This is a genomic window from Emticicia sp. 21SJ11W-3 (genome assembly GCF_024138715.1).
Taxonomy (GTDB): Bacteria; Bacteroidota; Bacteroidia; order Cytophagales; family Spirosomataceae; genus Emticicia; species Emticicia fluvialis.
In genome coordinates this window covers 586,679-604,611 of record NZ_CP092074.1, presented here as the reverse complement: position 1 = coordinate 604,611, position 17,933 = coordinate 586,679, and the positions used below count along the sequence as shown (strand labels likewise).

Annotated in this window: 11 protein-coding genes; 2 read left to right on the top strand and 9 right to left on the bottom strand. The window is 37.5% G+C overall.

Translation table 11 applies throughout. The features are described 5' to 3' along the window. Positions 1-52: 52 nt before the first annotated feature. From MB380_RS02435 to MB380_RS02390, 9 genes are all read right to left on the bottom strand, one after another. A complete protein-coding gene (locus tag MB380_RS02435) occupies positions 53-541 on the bottom strand; it encodes a serine acetyltransferase (protein WP_253532949.1) in 489 nt (162 codons plus the stop codon). 146 nt (positions 542-687) lie between these two features. Continuing rightward, entirely contained in the window at positions 688-1,734 is a 1,047-nt protein-coding gene (locus MB380_RS02430) for a glycosyltransferase (RefSeq protein WP_253532947.1), read from the bottom strand. Between the two features lie 3 nt (positions 1,735-1,737). After that, the gene (locus MB380_RS21875) at positions 1,738-2,442 is read right to left on the bottom strand and encodes a DapH/DapD/GlmU-related protein (protein ID WP_305882497.1); all 705 of its coding nucleotides are present in this window, start codon (positions 2,440-2,442) and stop codon (positions 1,738-1,740) included. 13 nt (positions 2,443-2,455) lie between these two features. Next, entirely contained in the window at positions 2,456-3,622 is a 1,167-nt protein-coding gene (locus MB380_RS02415; protein ID WP_253532945.1) for an EpsG family protein, read from the bottom strand. 78 nt (positions 3,623-3,700) lie between these two features. Next, the gene (locus MB380_RS02410) at positions 3,701-4,693 is read right to left on the bottom strand and encodes a glycosyltransferase family 2 protein (protein ID WP_253532944.1); all 993 of its coding nucleotides are present in this window, start codon (positions 4,691-4,693) and stop codon (positions 3,701-3,703) included. After that, entirely contained in the window at positions 4,690-5,838 is a 1,149-nt protein-coding gene (locus MB380_RS02405; protein ID WP_253532942.1) for a polysaccharide pyruvyl transferase family protein, read from the bottom strand. Before MB380_RS02405 ends, MB380_RS02410 begins: the two co-directional genes overlap by 4 nt. A gap of 287 nt (positions 5,839-6,125) precedes the next feature. Continuing rightward, positions 6,126-7,658, bottom strand: a complete 1,533-nt coding sequence (locus MB380_RS02400) for a lipopolysaccharide biosynthesis protein (protein WP_253532940.1) — start codon at positions 7,656-7,658, stop codon at positions 6,126-6,128. Between the two features lie 31 nt (positions 7,659-7,689). After that, positions 7,690-10,059, bottom strand: a complete 2,370-nt coding sequence (locus tag MB380_RS02395) for a polysaccharide biosynthesis tyrosine autokinase (RefSeq protein WP_253532938.1) — start codon at positions 10,057-10,059, stop codon at positions 7,690-7,692. Positions 10,060-11,678: 1,619 nt separating this feature from the next. Further along, positions 11,679-12,848: a LacI family DNA-binding transcriptional regulator gene (locus MB380_RS02390; RefSeq protein ID WP_253532936.1), complete on the bottom strand. Its 1,170-nt coding sequence runs from the start codon at positions 12,846-12,848 to the stop codon at positions 11,679-11,681. A 305-nt stretch (positions 12,849-13,153) separates the two neighbouring features. Here MB380_RS02390 and MB380_RS02385 point away from each other — a divergent pair, with 305 nt between their 5' ends. Both MB380_RS02385 and MB380_RS02380 read left to right on the top strand, forming a co-directional pair. After that, positions 13,154-16,315 carry a SusC/RagA family TonB-linked outer membrane protein gene (locus tag MB380_RS02385; protein ID WP_253532928.1) on the top strand — a complete coding sequence of 1,054 codons (3,162 nt, stop codon included), beginning with the start codon at positions 13,154-13,156 and terminating at the stop codon, positions 16,313-16,315. A gap of 12 nt (positions 16,316-16,327) precedes the next feature. Then, entirely contained in the window at positions 16,328-17,878 is a 1,551-nt protein-coding gene (locus MB380_RS02380) for a SusD/RagB family nutrient-binding outer membrane lipoprotein (protein WP_253532921.1), read from the top strand. Positions 17,879-17,933: the final 55 nt, after the last annotated feature.

Here is a 17,933-nt window from a genome sequence, read left to right as displayed (position 1 = left end):
TCAAAAAAACTCTAATAATCTAAAAAGGGTTAAATCTGACTGAAACAAAAATTCAAGGATTAAGGTATTTTTTAATAACAGCCGGATTACCCGCAACCATCACATTAGAAGGAACATCCTTAATTACCACAGAACCGGCACCAATTAATACATTATTCCCAATAGTAATGTTACCTATAATAACCACATTAGAGCCAATATCAACATTATTACCTATTACCGGACATTGGCTCAAAGCACTTGAGTTACCTATGGTTGTGCTATGTCTTAAAGTTACATTTTCTCCTAAAACAGAGTTCCTATTAATAACTAAAGCGTAACCGTGATATACTTTCAGCCCCCTGCCTATCTTCGTTTGGTAAGGGATTTCTAATCCTAGAATCCATTCAAAGAAATACTTGTAAAAAAGCAAATAAGGGAAAAACAAAATCTTCATAATTGAATTTTTAGAACAAAAACAAGCAATGCGAAATAAAAATGCAATAATTTTACCTTTTGTATTTTCTTTATTATTTGGCCAATCTTGGAAAATGTAATTCATCGTGCCTTTAGAGATTTAGTCAATTAAAAACAGTAAGATATTTAGGATAAGAAAGATAAATTTGGTAAAAAAGAGAGAGACTTAATAAATATGTTTAGCCAAAATAAATTACTTTACTATTTGAAGATAAATTTAGCTGCCTAAAGTCAATTTCCTTTAGCACTCTTAAAGATTCTTTCAATTAACATTAAACCATACAAGGGAAATATGAGTTTATATTTTATTAGAATTAACACAGATTGATGCTTTAGAGGTAATTTCCTATATGGATAGCTTTTAAATATTTCCATCCATACCTTATCTGAACATATTCCCTTTAATATTTTAAGCCGTTCAAGGAAAGAAAGATTATAAGTGAGAAGAGAAAAAAATAATGACCGAGTGTAACCAATAAACATCCTATCAATTTTAGGTTGAAATTGAGAGATATCACCAATTAAAGACACTTTTCTACTAATCTCTGCACGAAGAATCTTATATCGTTCAAATCTATCAAATCTAAAAGAGGTTGAAAGTGACACCTCATTCGCACAGTAAAAGTATAAAGGATCTGGTATAATTGCGATTCTAGAATTTTTTTGCAAATAATCTATATGAAATATAATATCTTCGGATATAAACTCTCTTTCAGAATAAAATTTTATTTTATAATTATCTATTAATTGCTTTGAATATATAGCATGCCAAACAGACATTTCAAATTTTCTGTCTGCTGGAAAATTTGGCTCTGCACCAATCATATCAAATAGCAACCCTAAAATACTTTCCCTAGTCTCAAAAACTTGTGTTGTTTCGACTTCTCTTACTGGTGTAATTTTTTGATTTGAACTAACCCGATTAAAACCACAAAAGACTGTATCAAAATTAAGGCTTTTAGCAGTATAATATAACCTTTCAAACATAAAAACATCAACATAATCATCAGAATCCACAAAGGCTAAAAATTCACCACTTGAAACTTCAATTCCACTATTTCTTGCAAACCCTAACCCACCATTCTCCTTGTGTACAACTTTAATTCTACTATCCAAAAGCCGATACTCCTCGCAAAGTTTAGGAGAATTATCAGGCGAGCCATCATTAACTAGAATTATTTCAATATCTTGAAGAGTTTGATTCAACAAAGAATCCATACAACGATGTAGATACTTTTCAACGTTATATATTGGTACTATTATGCTAACTTTAGGCATATATTACGAGTATTTATTTACTTCATTTAAAAATTCCTTGAAACCATTAAACGGTGCCTTATGATTACGCTTCCAATAATTAAATTGCTCCTCATTAAAAATTTGCATATAGGGGTAGTTATAGTCTTCAAAGTTACTACCATCAACAAAAACCGGATAATCATCAAAGAAATCCTCAATTATAGGTTCCCTATTAAATCTAGTGCGTATACTTAATGCAAAATCTATAACTTCCTGAATATACAATAGTCGCCTTTTTTCATAATACTCATCAATTGTACAAATGACTTTCGCTGGAACACCTGCAGCTACAGTGTTTGATGGAATTTCTTTATTAACTAGTGAAAAAGCACCAATAATGCAATTATCTCCAATTTTTGCCCCGGCCAAAACGGTACAATTAGACCCGAAATAAACATTATTTCCTATTACAACTTTCTTATGTGAAGGAATAAATGAATGGTATTTCCGTATAAATACATGACTTCCCCAGTCATGAGTTAATAACTCAAAATTTCTATTCATATCAACATCATGGCCAATTGTTACTAAAGAAGGCCTTGTAATATCAATGCGTGTACTAAATACATCCCTGAAAACGCAATCACTTTCAATTGAAATGCCCTGACTTTGAAGATATCTTATAAATGAATCACTTGATCGACGATTCCAATAACCAATAATCTTATTTATTATTCTTTTAAACATATTTTTATGAAATTTACTTATTCCAATAAAAAGTAGCTTCAGGATTCATAAACACAAATCTACCCCAAAACATAAAAAGATAAACAACTATAACTGCAATAAAAACTCTGTATATAATAATTCTTTTAGTGAATGCACTAGAAATAATTTTATTTACTTTTACCAATCTATTAAATTTTTTTATATTACTAGAAAATACAAAAATAGAATAACCCAGAACAACAAAATAAAACATCACGAATGGTTCAGCAATTCTTCTCAAAATTTCAAAAAGAAAGACTGCCCGAAAAAAAATAACACCGAAAACAAAGGCGTTATATAAAAATAATACTTCAGGAGATGGCTTCATTTTTAATGCATAATAACCAATATAAATAACAGCTATATAAAATAACGATGACATTATTAAAGTAAATGTACCCTGCTGGTAAATTGTATTTAAACCATCATTCCCAAACCACAAATCAGCATTCTCAACGTAACTTTGAAAGGCGCTATTTAAAACAATATACTTATTAATGAAGGGTGAAATAAAAGTCACATTACCATAATCAAAGAAAAACGCAAAAAAAATATAAATTGGAATAGTAACCCTCCAATTAAAAGGTTGCCTAACAAAAAAATAAAACCCAAATAAAACCAAATATGTAATTAGAATGGAGGTATGGATATTTATACCAATTAAAACAGAGATTACCAAACCAAGCCAATTCTTCCTAAAGAGGAAATAGATTGATAGATATACAAAAGCCAGAGCTAAACCCTGTCGAATAATGCTAGTAACGAAAATAAGTGTAGCAGGTACAAAAAAGCTATACATAAACCTAGATTGAACCTTATAGCTTCGCATTAATACAAATGCACAAACAACATAAATAAGGCTATAAATTATATAACCTCCTACATAGTTTAATCCTACATATGCAATCGCTTGGTTTAACCATTTAAAAACAATTTGCTCTTCTTTATATGTAAATGCATTTTCTAATCTATACTTATAAAATAAGTAATCTGCACCCCAACCATACCTACTACCAACTATAAAACAATAACAAAACATAGGTATAAGAGCCAATATCCAATACATTGCCACATTCTTAACTCTTGATCCAACATTACCCCAAGCATGCATAATCAAGAATAGAAATACGAAGAGAACATAATGTTCTAATATAGACATAATTCACAGAAGTATATAAATACTATAATATATAGATAAAGCCAAATTTAGGCCCCTATCGACTAAAAAATAGATTATTTATAAACCGTTTATTTTTAAATTAAAAATAATCCTGCATATAAAATCTGTAATCAATAAATGCCTCTTGAATAAAAAAAATATAAAAACCTTCCCGCTCTTACTACGAATTTCTGGTTTTTTTTCGTGAAATTCTTTAATATAAAAGGACATATAACCTAATCGTTCATTAGTGGAATAAGTTGTTTTATACATTTTCACAATTGCTTCAATAACCTGGTGATTATATGCCTTAGAAAGAAACTCAATCTCCTCTCTTGTGGTAAATAATAACTTATAGGAATTCCAAATACATGTCAAACAAACAATATCTTTAGTATATTTACTTGAAAAATCTGGATAGTTATAGTAATATTGTCCATATCTGACATTCTTAAATGAATGAATACAGTTAAAATACCTTAAAATAAAATCTTCGTCTTCTTGAACTTTAAACAAAGTGTTAAATGAAATATTATTTTTTTCAATTATCTCCCTTTTAAACATTTTACACCACAAATAACCAATAATTTCTTCCTTAACAAGAGAAAGAATATACTCCTTTAATTCTTTAATACTATTACCTTTGCAATCATTTACCCCTGCCTTATTCTTTTGTTTTATAACATTGTAAACAATTGTTTGATTGTACAGTATATTAAATCCTTGAACAACTAATTCAACATTATTAGAATTATCAATAAATGTCTTCAACCAGTCCTTATCAACATAGTCATCACTATCCGCAAAAACAATCCAACTACCACGTGATTCTCTAAGTCCAATATTTCTGGCTGAGCTTACACCCCCATTTTCCTTATGAAAAACCCGTATATTATTGTATCTTTTTTCATAGTCATTACAAATAATGCCTGAGGAATCTGTACTCCCATCGTTAATTAAGATTAATTCGAAGTTTGAAAATGTTTGTGCCAAAATACTATCAATACAAGTGGATAAATGTTTACTTGAATTAAATACGGGCACGATTACACTTATTTCCAAATTACTCATAATAGACTAGTGGTGATAAATTCATGAGATTTTTTTCTTTCTAACTCTAATATTCCATCAACTTCCTCCCAATTAATTCCCTTCTTAAAAGTACTATCTCTTAGGTCGTCAAGTGAATATACCAATCTATCCATTAAATTGAACATTTCTAGTAAAGAAATAAAACGCGCTACACCTCTACCTTTATTTCCATAAACTACAAATGGTTTATGAAATAATATTGAAAAGACACAGGCATGAAATGAATCAGTAATAACAAAATCTGCATCGTAAAAGCCTTTAATCCACTCTTCTGTTGGAGGTGCAATTCTTTGACTCAATGGTGCAGATGAATCTTCAGTTTTACTATTAACTTTGAAAGTGGATAGCGCTAATTCTGACGAAATCTTCTTTATTAAATTCAGTTTATCTGCTGTTTCATCTAAAATATAAACCAATAAACCTCCAGACTTCCTGCTGCTATTTGTATAATCAGTTAGTAAATCTAAATACTTTGAATTAGGCAATAACATAGTAGGGTCTAAGACATGAGTAGCTTTCACATTAAAATACTCAAGGCACAAATTAACCCCTGAAGTTTCTCTTACAGAAACCGCATCAAATTGTCGTAACAATCTAGCACACTTCTTTTGTTGGACTTCTGTAAACTCCATTACATCTGTTCCAAAGGATGCCGCAAAAGAAATTTTTTTTACATTTTTATTATTCACAAAATCTAAAAAATAATTTTCTATGTTAGGAGTGTATCCTGGCCTCCAAACTTGGTCACTACCAACAATAATTGCATCAAAGTTATAAAAATCAATCCCCTTTGATATCGCTTTTTTTGTATGAAATGTAGTTGTTTGGGGTTGGATATGTTTATCTATAAACTTTTGCGTATGAATACTAAGTGCTTTATATTCATCGTTCCATTTCTTCTCTCTAAAAACAATTTCATCTTTTTTATTTAGTAGATACTTCCTAATAGATCTTTTAATAATCGCAAAGGGTAGTTTCCACAGCGGAATCAGACTTTTACTCCATCTTCGATCAATAATCCATACTTCATGACCCATATCCTTTAAATAAGTCATGAGTGCATAAGCCTGTAAATTACCGCCATAATTTGTGTGTAGAGGTAATGTTAGTATACCAATTTTCATTATACAAAAGGTTCTTTTTATTAATTTAGAACTAAAACAATTATCTAATAAATTTCTTTGTAAGACTAATAATAATTTGTGCAATCACAAATTTACTGCGTCTTTCGGCTCTCTTTTAAAAACTTATTAATTGATTACTAGAGGGGTGTGGCCCAGCTTGCTTAGAGTAGTATACGTTGCAAAAAGCTGAAGCATTGCTCCGTAATTTCTATTTTCAGGGTAATGATGCGTTAATATCCCGATTTTCATAATAAAAAAAGCACCTCAATTTAAAATGTGTGTAATCACTAGCTCTTAAAAACCTTTTTCTTTGCCGTCTGAATTAACTGTGCAATCATTGTTTTTTCGGCATCTTTCAACCCTAACAGGTAAATAAAGCCAATGTATGTAACTCCTGAAACCAGGCATGTAATAATAAACTTGAACCACTCGCCGTGTAAATGCTGCTGTACAAACCAAACAATTAATACTGTTGGTAAAAGACTGGCGAAGCTATCAAAAATAACTCCTTTAAAATACTCTTTGACTGAGTAGCCGGTCAGGTAATTGAAGTAAAATATCCTGAATACCGTAGAAATACATTCTAATCCAAAGCCTACCAGTATTATATATTGTGGCGGATACCCAAGTTTAAGAAAAACGTATCCAACGGGTAATGTTAAAAGCAAAATTCCACCTGCAACCATCTGATAAACCTTTATCTTTCCTATTGCCTGTACAGCTGTTATCAATCCCTGGTTAATCTGGCTGGCCATTGTTAATAAAATAATGGCGCGACAAAACTCTACTGAATAATCCGGAACGTTAGATAACCATAATTTCAAAATAAACGGCAATTCAAAATAAAACGGAACCGCAAAAAAGGTAAAAAGATAAAACGCAAACCTGTTTGCAGTAAGAGCTAGCCTGATCATACGCGCTCTATCATTGGCTCCTTCGCTTTTCATTATTTGTGGACGAACAGCACTCAGCATCGTTTCTGAAAAAAACATCAGCTGTGTATTAATCTGGTTTGCCACACCATAAGCCGCATTTACTACTGTTGTATAAAACAAATTCAATACTACTGCAACCCCTTGATTTCGAGCAATAGCGGCCAGATTACCGAATAACTGCCACCCTGCAAATGAACCTAACTCTACAATCTGCTTTTTGCTATACTCGGCCTTTAAACTGACCGTACACTCCGGGTATTTTCTGGTACAATAAATCTGCTTTATTACCCTTATAACAAAACTTACCACCAGCATTAGTAACCCATAAAGCAGCAGTTTATCTTCACCAAAGTAAAATATAACAATTGCGGCCAGAAATCTCAAAATGGTTTCAAATACCCCTATAATGGCCAGAAATGTCATGTTTTCATGTGCATTCACTACCGCATCATAAGGAACCGAAATAACCGTCAGAAAGGTTGAAACAGAGACGAAATGTAAAATATATACAGCAGTTGAGATTCTTGTGTGATTAATCTGCAACTTATTATAGATAAAGTACATTCCTGTTACTTCAATTCCGATTAGTATTACTACTCCGATAATTAAATGGGCGATAATACTATTGGCGAAAATTCTTTTGATGTTACCAATATCGCCTCCGCCTAAGCTAAGAGAGATGTATCGCTGGGTAGAGGTAGTCATTACTGAGTTCAGAAAAGCCAGCATGGCTATAAGACCTCCAATCACATTATATAAACCAAAATCTTCTGCCCCGAGCGCATTAAGCACTAACCTAGTTGTATATAATGAGATAAATACAGTAACGGCTGCTTTGGCGTATGTTATCCCAGTATTAAAAACTACCCTTTTTGCTTGATTCATCAACAACTAATTTTCAATTTTATCAATCAGTTTACCCAAGGACATTCCACCACTTTTTCTTTTTCTTCTCTTCTCCATAGGCATAAGTATAACCGTATCCGTAGCCATATCCATACCCGTAGCCATATCCATAACTGCTATTGCTGTAATCAACACCATTGAATATCACGTTAAGCGATTTAAACTTACCTGATTTCTTAAGGTCAGCCAATAAATTAATGTAGCTCTTCGGCGTAAATTCGTGTCTTACTAAATAGAAACAAATATCGGTATACTGACTTAAAATAACAGCATCTGTTACCAATCCTACTGGCGGGGTATCCAAAATGATATAATCGTACTCGCTCTTCAGGAAGCTCATTAACTTTTCGAAACGGCCATTAGAAAGTAACTCAGCCGGATTCGGTGGCACAGGTCCGCAAGGAATTACGAACAGGTTATCGCTTATACTGCTGCGCTTAACAAGTTCTTCTTCGGTTGCCTGCCCAATCAGATAATTTGAAATTCCCTTGTCTTCAGCAATACCCAGATATTTAGATACTTTAGGTTTACGTAAGTCAAGTTCAAGAATTACAACTTTTTTATCAAGCAAAGCAATACTGGCTGCAAGGTTAATACTCACAAAGCTTTTCCCTTCACCACTAATAGATGAGGTTAGCAAGATAGTTTTGCTTTTTTCATGGGTTGTACCAATGTACTGTAGATTAGTACGGAGAATTCTGAATTGCTCAGAAATAAAACTTTTGCTGGTAAGGTCAAGAATATTATCCTGTACCTCCTTAGGTTTTTTGGCGATTTCTCCAAACACCGTTATACCATTTACCGCTTCAATTTCTTTGCGCGACTGAATTTTGTTATAAATCAGATCTTTACCGTTAATAACAGCTGCCGGAATAATCAGACCTACAAGCAGGGCAATGGCATAAATAACGCTTCTTTTAGGTTTTACAGGGTTTGAAACCGTGTAAGGATCATCTACTACGCGGCTATCAGTAACTGTTGAGGCGTAAGAAATAGCTGTTTCTTCACGTTTTTGCAAAAGCAATAGATACAAGCTCTCTTTTATACCCTGTTGGCGCTTGATGTTAACAAACTCTCTTTCCTTTTTAGGAATAGTTCTGATAGAAGACTCAAACCTGTTATTCAGGTTCTTTAAACTGTTTCTTGTAACAACCAACCCTTGTTTCTGGTTAGCTATATTCTCTCTGATGGCCCCTTTAATATTGGCTATCTGCGTATTAACGGTTTCAAGCAATGGGTTGCCGGCTTGTGTAGTGCGGGCATATTTTTCTTTCTGTATATCAAGCTCATTTAATTTGCCCAACAGCCCGGTCAGAACAGGGTCACTCACCATCAGTGTAGCAGGGGCTACGCCGGTCTGGCTGCTTCTAAGATATGACTCAACACCATCTAAAACTTTTAACTGAATATCAACTTCATTTAGTTTTGAATCGTTGTCTTTTACTTTTTCCAGAAACAAATTAGCTTCAACACTCAGGTCAGTAATACCCTGGCTACTTTTATAAACCTCCACATCTTTTTCAACGTCGCCCAGTTCGTTGGTAATGAGCTTCAGGCGCTCGTCAATAAACTGAATGGTGTTAGAAGCCTCTCTGTTTTTATCGCTCAAGGCAGAAAAAGTGTAGGCCTCAAGCAATTTGCTAAGGAAGGCTTTCCCTTTAGACGGCACTGCATCTTCAATAGTCAGCTTAAGCACTGAACTTTTCTGATTCAGTAACTCTACCTGCAAGCTACCCTGATACATCTGAACAAGGCCTTCTTTAGGCGCAAATGTTACCTTGATAAGGTCATTATCTTTACGGTACAAAGAGTCATGAAGAAATACCCTGAACATACCAAACTCGCTTTTGATGTTCTGGCTGTATTGGAAAACTCCCTTAGATTGGCCGTACTCATTCAACAGCTCATATTTTTGTCTATTTAAAATTTTAACAAAAAGAGGCTCTTCATAAGCAACGTGCGTAAGTTTTCCGTGCTGAACCCAAATTGGCGAAGAGCCAAAGGCTATCTCGTCGTAGTCTCTAATGGCTCCTTCCTGAAAATAGGAAACGGTAAGGTTCAGTTCATTTACAACCTTCTCCATCAGGGATCTGGACTTCAAAACCTCCATTTCATTCTCCACAATCTTATTACCCGAAAACAGCTCAAGGTCTTTGAGCACATCGTTTCCGGCCATTCCCCCCTTCTTCTCGTCTTTAATCAACAAAATCGAATTAACCTGATAAATAGGAGTGGTGTACCTTAGGTAAAGAAAAGCCCAGATACCAGTAATGGCCAATGAGATAAAAAACCAGTACCAATACCGGAGGTACTTCATGAAAAATACGCGTATATCAAATTCCTCTTCCTTTTCCCAAAGGTTCAAATCATTACTATTCATCCGTATTTAAGTGTTTTGTTGTTAATTTTTAGATTAATCTTCAATTGACTCTCTACGACGCTCAGCGTTAATGAATAAAACTGCAAGCAGAATCACAATTAGTACAATGAAATCGGTAAGCATTTTTTTTACTTTTTAAAGTTAACTTATTTGGTTGTCTGCAAAAATTCAATTTACAATCAGAGCTTTTAAGAAGCTTCGTTTCACGGCTGGTAAAACGCAATGCTCTGGTTGGTCAGAAACCTGTGATTTAAATCACACTCAGTTTGATGATAATTCTAGTGTAATCCCTGTTTAACAATTAATCTTTTTTAAATCACAATATTCTGAAGGTATTATTTTTTACTTATTATTACTTGGGCTCAGCCTTTTGCTACTACGCAGGTAAAATATCTGTTAATATTCTTTTACTAATTTTGAAAGGTATTATTCTTTACTTATTATTACTTGGGTTCAGCCTTTTGTTACTACGCAGGTAAAATATCTGTTAATATTCTTTTACTAATTTAGATGAGTATGGATTGTTACAGCTGTCTGAAAAACTGTCAGACTTAGGTAAAATAACTGAGTAGCGGTTAATTAATGAAAAACTCATTTTTTTAATATAAAACTTAGCAGATTGACTTCACCTAAAACACAGCTTTAAGAACTGTTTTATAAACTTGTTATTCAAAGGTAAACAATTAAAAAACACAATATCAAGATAAATCTATTATTTGGTTAAACTTCTTAGTAAAATACAACTATTACTTTTTTTGGTAATAAACTAACCTTACAATTTAAAGCGCAAAAAATATTCTAAATTATACCACAAAAACAAAATTAATTAGAAGTAAATCGCATCTGTATTAACGTATTGCAAGGGTGTTTGTCTGAATTCTTTTACTTTAAAAAGTATAGCTACGGGCATCTGTTTTTTGAAACTCAGATATGAATTTATTATTACCTAATCTTGAAAATTTACTAAACCATTCAGCCTATTAATATAACAATTTCACTATACTTTTCAAAGAAAAATCTAAATTGTTAACAAAAATTAATATGAGTTTTGCAGTTTTTATTTAAAAGTTTTCACAGACAAAGAAGGTATAAAGCAGTAGTAATGATGACGATTTTTTCTTTAAAATCCGGGTAGGTTAGACCTGTTAAACCTGCATGAAATATTTGTGCAGTTGTAAAAAAAAGGATAGAATTCTAATAAAAAATCAGGTTATGTAAGACCCTTGAAAATCTAAGAAACAAAGTTATTCAGATATCCGGGGTTTTGATTAATGGCTTAATCAGACGAAAGATAAAACGTTTTAATCACAAAAATAGTATAAAAGCTCTTTTTTTGTTTTTTTCTTTCAGTGCCAGGGTATTTTAACCCAGCCACACGCAGTCTAAAAAGCTTAAGGAACTATTAAAAATGAAATAAACAGAAGGCATATCCCCTATTGCAGTCAAGTCTGTGGTATATTCATTTACCTCGTTTATCAGACCATTCAGCCCTGCTATCTGTAGTTTACTTCGGCTTAGGTTTGTATCAGCATATGAATGCATGCCGCGAATGGCGGTTGTGAAGAAAAAACAGTTGGCCTACCGGCCATAAACCGGACCGGTAAGCAGGGCAGATGATTTTATAAACAATATTCTTTCACTCTGCGTGATGAGTTTCTGACCACCAGTTTGCCCTGAATAGCATGAGTAACCGGGGCTTCCTGATTGTTTTTGTTTTTGATGTTTTCAATAAGCAGTTGAATGGCTGCTTCGCCCACTTTGGTAGGATAATGATTAAAAACCGTAAGCGATGGTTCAAAAAGTTCGCACAGGGTTTCGTCGCCAAAACTCACAAAAGCCATATCGTCCGGTATTCTGATATGCTTTTTCTTGGCTGCTACCATCATTTCAATGGCGTTTCTTGACAACATCGCAAAAATTCCGTCAGGCGGCTGTGGCAGATTAATAAAATACTCAAAGGCTTTGGTGCCATCATGTTTATTCATTTCAGAATAATAAATGTACTCATCAACCACTGCTATGCCATGCTTCTGCAAGGCTGCTTTGTACCCCTCAAGCCTGATTTGAGAAATATAAAACTTTTCAGGGCCCAGCATGACAGCAATTTTCCTGCAACCCTGCATAATTAAATGCTCCACGAGGTCAAAACTACCTTTAAAATCCTGGTGTACTACCTTGGTGGTGGCTACTTCATGGCATACGCGGTCAAAGTGTACAATCGGGATATCCTTCGCCAGCACACGTCTGATGTGCTCAAAAGTAGTAGTCTCTTTCGAATGGCTAATCAGCAATCCATCAACCCTGCAGGCAATCAGGGTATCTGTATTGAGTATCTCAATTTCTTCTGACTCACTTGAGTGGCACACCATAATGCGGTAGCCCGTTTCAATAGCCACCTTTTGCATACTGGCCAGTGCCGTGGCAAAAAAAGGCAACTCTACATTTGGTATCACCACCCCTATGGTGTTGGTCTTCCCGCGATTCAGGCTTTGTGCCAGCAGGTTGGGCCTGTAATCCAGGTCAACCGCTGCCTTCACAACCGCCTCACGCGTGCATGGGCTGATATCGGTCTTACCATTCAAGGCTCTTGAAACAGTTGAAGCCGAAATACCCAGATACCTGGCCAGATCAACAATGGTAATCTGGTTGTTCTTTTTTAGCGGAGCAGATTCTTCGATTTCCAGCACAAAATTGAGGTTACATGACTTACAGTAAAATCGTTGCCTGCCTCTCAGAAAACCTGACTTGATTACTCCGTCTACCGTGTTACATTTAATACACCTCTGCATGTTTGATATTGTATTATTTTAAGATTGCTTTTTAATAATCAAATTAATCAAAAATTCCTCTCCAAGACCCAAAATCGGCTTTAAATATCTATTTATCAGTTTTTTACATTCAAAAAAACGCCCAAAACACGCATCACAAACGTTTCTGATAGTTCGTGTTTGCAAGTTGGTGTCAAATTGACACTTTCCGCTTGCAAATCAAAATTTTGCCGATAGTTTCGATAATATTATTTCAAAAAAGCATCACAATTTTTAGCATTTGAATCATATAAAATTGTACTAATCGAATAAAACTCTACAGAAAAATGAAACATTTTTACCCTGCAAAAAACAGCAGTTTCAAACTGAAGCTACTGGTCTTATGGCTCTACCTCTGTCCGCTGGCCTTGCTGGCCCAGACCAGGCAGCTATCCGGCCGTGTTATCGGAAGTGTAAACAAAGACCCCATGCCCGGTGTAGGCATAACCGTAAAAGGAACCCAGAGAGGCGCCATTACCGATGCCGCCGGAAACTTTAAAATTGATGCCGCCCCAGGCGAAACGCTGGTATTCAGCTTTATCGGATACCTCACGCAGGAAATAAAAGCAGGCAACAGCTCAACCATTGAGGTGGCACTTGTAGAAGACACACAGGCACTTGAAGAAGTAGTAGTTACCGCCCTGGGTATAAAAAAGGAATCCAAAAGACTGGGTTACGCGGCCGAAACCGTGAAAGTAAACGAGATTCAGCAAAACAGAACCGTTAACGTGATGGCTTCTCTGGAAGGCAAAATTGCCGGACTTGACATCTCTCCGCCATCATCGGGGGCAGGTGCCAGTACAAAAATCAGACTCCGTGGCCAGTCGGCATTTGCGGGTGCCAATAATTCTCCGCTCATTGTTATCAATGGCCTGCCTATGGACCAGGGCGCACGCGGTGCCAATGGTTTTGCCACCAGTACGGCATCTGTAGACCTGGGCGATAATATGCAGCAGTTTAACCCTGATGATGTAGAAAGCATGACCGTTCTGAAAGGCGCTACGGCAGCTGCCATTTACGGCTCTCGTGCGGCCAACGGCGCTATTATCATTACCACCAAGAGTGGTAATAAAAATACCGGCATAGGGCTTGAATACTCATCGAACTACGCGGCTGATGAGGTACTGGATTTTACCGATTTTCAGTATGAATACGGCCAGGGGCAGGGCGGTGTAAAGCCTACCACCCAGGGCCAGGCCATTACCACAGGCCAGTTTGGCTGGGGAGCCAAATATGACGGCAAGCCCACCATACAGTTTGACGGCGTAGAAAGGCCCTACTTACCACAAAAGAACAGAATCAAAAACTTTTACAGAACAGGAAGCGCCTTTACCAATACCATTGCGCTTTCGGGTGGTAATGGCATGGGTAGTTTCAGAGCCTCATATTCGAATCAGGATGCCCTGGGGATTTCACCGAACAACGATTACCACAAGAAGATTTTCAATGCGGGTATCAACCAGAAAATCGGTAATAAACTCACCACCACCCTCAATATCAATTATACCAACGAAATCAACAATAACCCGCCACAGGTAGGGGTACAAGGTATCGGGTCTCCTAATTTCCTGTATCGCTTATCTAACTCTATCGGTCTTGATGTGCTGAAAGAAAAAGCAGTAGCCGATAACGGCACTGAAAGGCAAACTTCTGGCTTTCAGACCACGCTCCTGAACCCCTATTATATTATGGACAGGCAGTTTATCAGAAACAAACGCGACCGCTTTCTGGGTACGGCCACTGTTAAATACGATATCTTCAAATGGTTGTATTTGCAGGGCCGGGTGAATATGGACTATGGCGTTTCTTTTCTGGAACAAAACCTGCCAACCGGTGTAGGTACTTCTACCCCGCTTAACCAGGCCGGTACAGGCTATAACGGTTCTTATGGCGTTAATACCAGCAACGGCCGCCAGATGAACATGGACTTCCTGCTGGCAGGTAATAAAGAATTTGGTGATTTTTCTGCCGATGTAAGCCTGGGTGGCAATATTTTCACCAATCGCAGCCGCACTTTTGACCAGAGCGTAACCGATTTTACCGTACGAGACCTGTATTCAATTGAAAACGGTATCACCAAATCGCAATCATTCGGGGTTTACACCGAACAGGTAAACTCTTTATACGGGTTTGCCGAGCTGGGTTATAAAGATATGATATACCTGAACCTGACCGGCCGCAACGACTGGTTTTCGGTTCTCAACCCCAATAATAACAGCTCGTTTTACCCTTCAGTAAGTGGTAGCTTCATCTTCTCTGAGCTACTGAAAGAGATACCCTGGCTAAGTTATGGAAAACTAAGGGCATCCTTTGCTGATGTGGGTAGCGCCAATGGTATCAATGCATTCAGTGGCCTGCTTACCTACGGCATATTACAGAACGCCTTTAATGGTTATCCGCTGGGCACAATCAATAATACCAACAGCCCCAACCCCTTGTTAAGGCCTTTCAGTGTTAGCGAACGCGAGGTAGGTCTGGAACTCAGAATGTTTAAAAGCAGAGTTAACCTGGACGTATCTTACTACGACAAACAAACCCGCGACCAGATTTTAACTGTTGTGGTTTCCAATAGTTCAGGCTACGACGGCACACCGCTTAACCTGGGTTCGTTACAAAACCGGGGGATGGAGTTTATGCTTGACGTAACCCCTGTACAAACCGGAAACTTTACCTGGAAAAGCTCATTTAATACCGCCATCAATACCACTAAAGTACTGGCCCTGGCACCCAACACCAACCGTCTGGTGGTAACTTCTTTTGGCGGCAATGAGTTTATCGGCAGCCTGGTTTATGAGGTTGGCCAGCCGTTGAACCAACTGGCAGCCAAAACGTATAAGCGAAACGACAAAGGCGAAATCATCGTTAACTCAAGCGGCAGACTGGTTCCTAACGATGGCGCCGATGTGCTGCTTGGAAGTGCGCTTCCGAAATTTACCGGAGGCTGGAACAACACCTTCAGCTACAAAAACCTGAGCCTGCTGGTGCATATAGACTACAAAGCAGGTGGAAAAATACTTTCTTCCACGGCGCTTAACGGCCTCAGACAAGGGCATACCAAGGCCTCATTGGTTGGCCGCAATGGTGGGGTGGTATTTCCGGCTGTGTATGCCAACGGCGAAAAAAATACAACTGCCGTTGACCCGCAGTCTTTTTATACAGATTACCGGAATGCCCAGATTGCCGACCCGTTTTTATTCAAATCTGACTTTATCAAGCTCAGAAACATCACGCTCAATTACGATGCCACCAGACTGATTGGCAGCCGGGTAAAGTTCATTAAAGGGCTTGCGCTTTCAGTTTCCTGCCGTAACGTGCTGATTATCAAAAAATACCTGGCCGACCTTGACCCTGAGGCTTTCGCTTCATCGGGCGATTTCCGGGTAGGTTATGAGCAAACCACTTTGCCTACCACCCGCACTTACGGTGTTAACCTCAATGTTAAATTCTAAAATTCCAGAAAAATGAAGAAGTTCATATATACAATAACCACCATTTTTGCCGCTCTGGTTGTTTCTTCGTGCGACAAAGGGTTTGCCGTTATTAACACCAACCCTTATGCACTCACCAAGATTGACCCGGCCATTTTATTTACCAATGCCCAGCGCAATACCGATGCGGGCTCATGGGAAGGCGAACAAACCATCGTACAACAATTTGTGAATGCTTACAACACCGGAGCCACCGCGGGCTTCAATTTCAATGAAGACAACAACAACTTCAATATTCCGCGCTGGAATAACAGCTACCCGGGCCCTCTGAAATTACTCGAACAAATCATTAGCCTTACCAAAACAGATGCCACCAAAGCGAATCTGTACCAGATGGCGCGCATCTGGAAATCGCACATCTATATTGTGCTGGTAGATACTTACGGCGACATACCCTACAGCCAGGCCGGAAAAGGAAACCTGGAAGGTTTGTTTTACCCGAAATACGATGAAGACAAAGTAATTTATGATGAATTATACAACGAAATAAAGTCGGCAGTGGCGGCGCTTGATGCCTCCAAAGGTGCAGTGAAAGAAGATTTGTTTTTTGGAAAACTGGCGGCTGCCGAGCAAATCGACAAATGGAAAAAGCTGGGTAATTCTTTGCTGCTGAGATTAGGGATGCGGTACTCAAAAATTGACCAGAATAAAGCGAAGTCAATTGTACAGGAGGCCTACAAAGGCGGGCTGATACAAACCAATGCCGATAATCCTTACATTGTCTATAACGCCATTTACAATAACCCGCTCAATGCCGGCCCCAGAGGCACCAACCCTTACTTTTACTACCTGGCTGAGCCTTTTGTCAATCAGTTGAAATCAACCTACGACCCACGCCTGAAATACATATCGGGTAAATATGCTGATCCGAATCAGGTGCTGGCACTTACCCCGGACACCACCCGTGCCAACCAGTTCGGCTACCCGATAGGCTATGACCAACTGACCATTGTAAAAAACCCGGCTTACCGCGGCCCGCAGGGAACAGGCCATAATTACTCACAACTGAACTACTCGGTTTTCGGCAGTGCTACTGCCCCCATATTTTATGTAACCAATGCCCAGACCAAGTTACTGCTGGCAGAGGCGTCTCAAAGAGGCTGGCTTACCGGCCTGAGCAACGTGCTCACTACCAAAGAGTATTATGAGGCCGGGGTTATTGCTTCGATGGACGAGTACTCGCTTTATCCGAACGTCCCTAACCCTGCTTTTCCTGCTGCTTTAAAATTAAGCTATCTGGAAAACCCGCTCGTGAAGTTTTCTGAAGCCAAAGCCCTGGAGCTGATTAACACCCAATACTGGATTGCCAGCCTGGGCAATGGCGCCGAATCATTTGCCAATTTCAGAAGAAGCGGCTTCCCGGCCTTAAGCCCGAATAATTACAACAATAACCTGCAGGGCGGCTTTACCAGACGTTTTGGGTATCCGGATGCCGAGTCGTCTACCAATAATGAAAATTATCAGAAAGCAGCCAGCCGGATTGGCGGCGACAAACTGACCAGCAGGGTTTTCTGGGATAAATAATTAAAAATACAAATGTAACTAGCCTATTATGGGGTTAAGCAGGTGCTTAACCCTC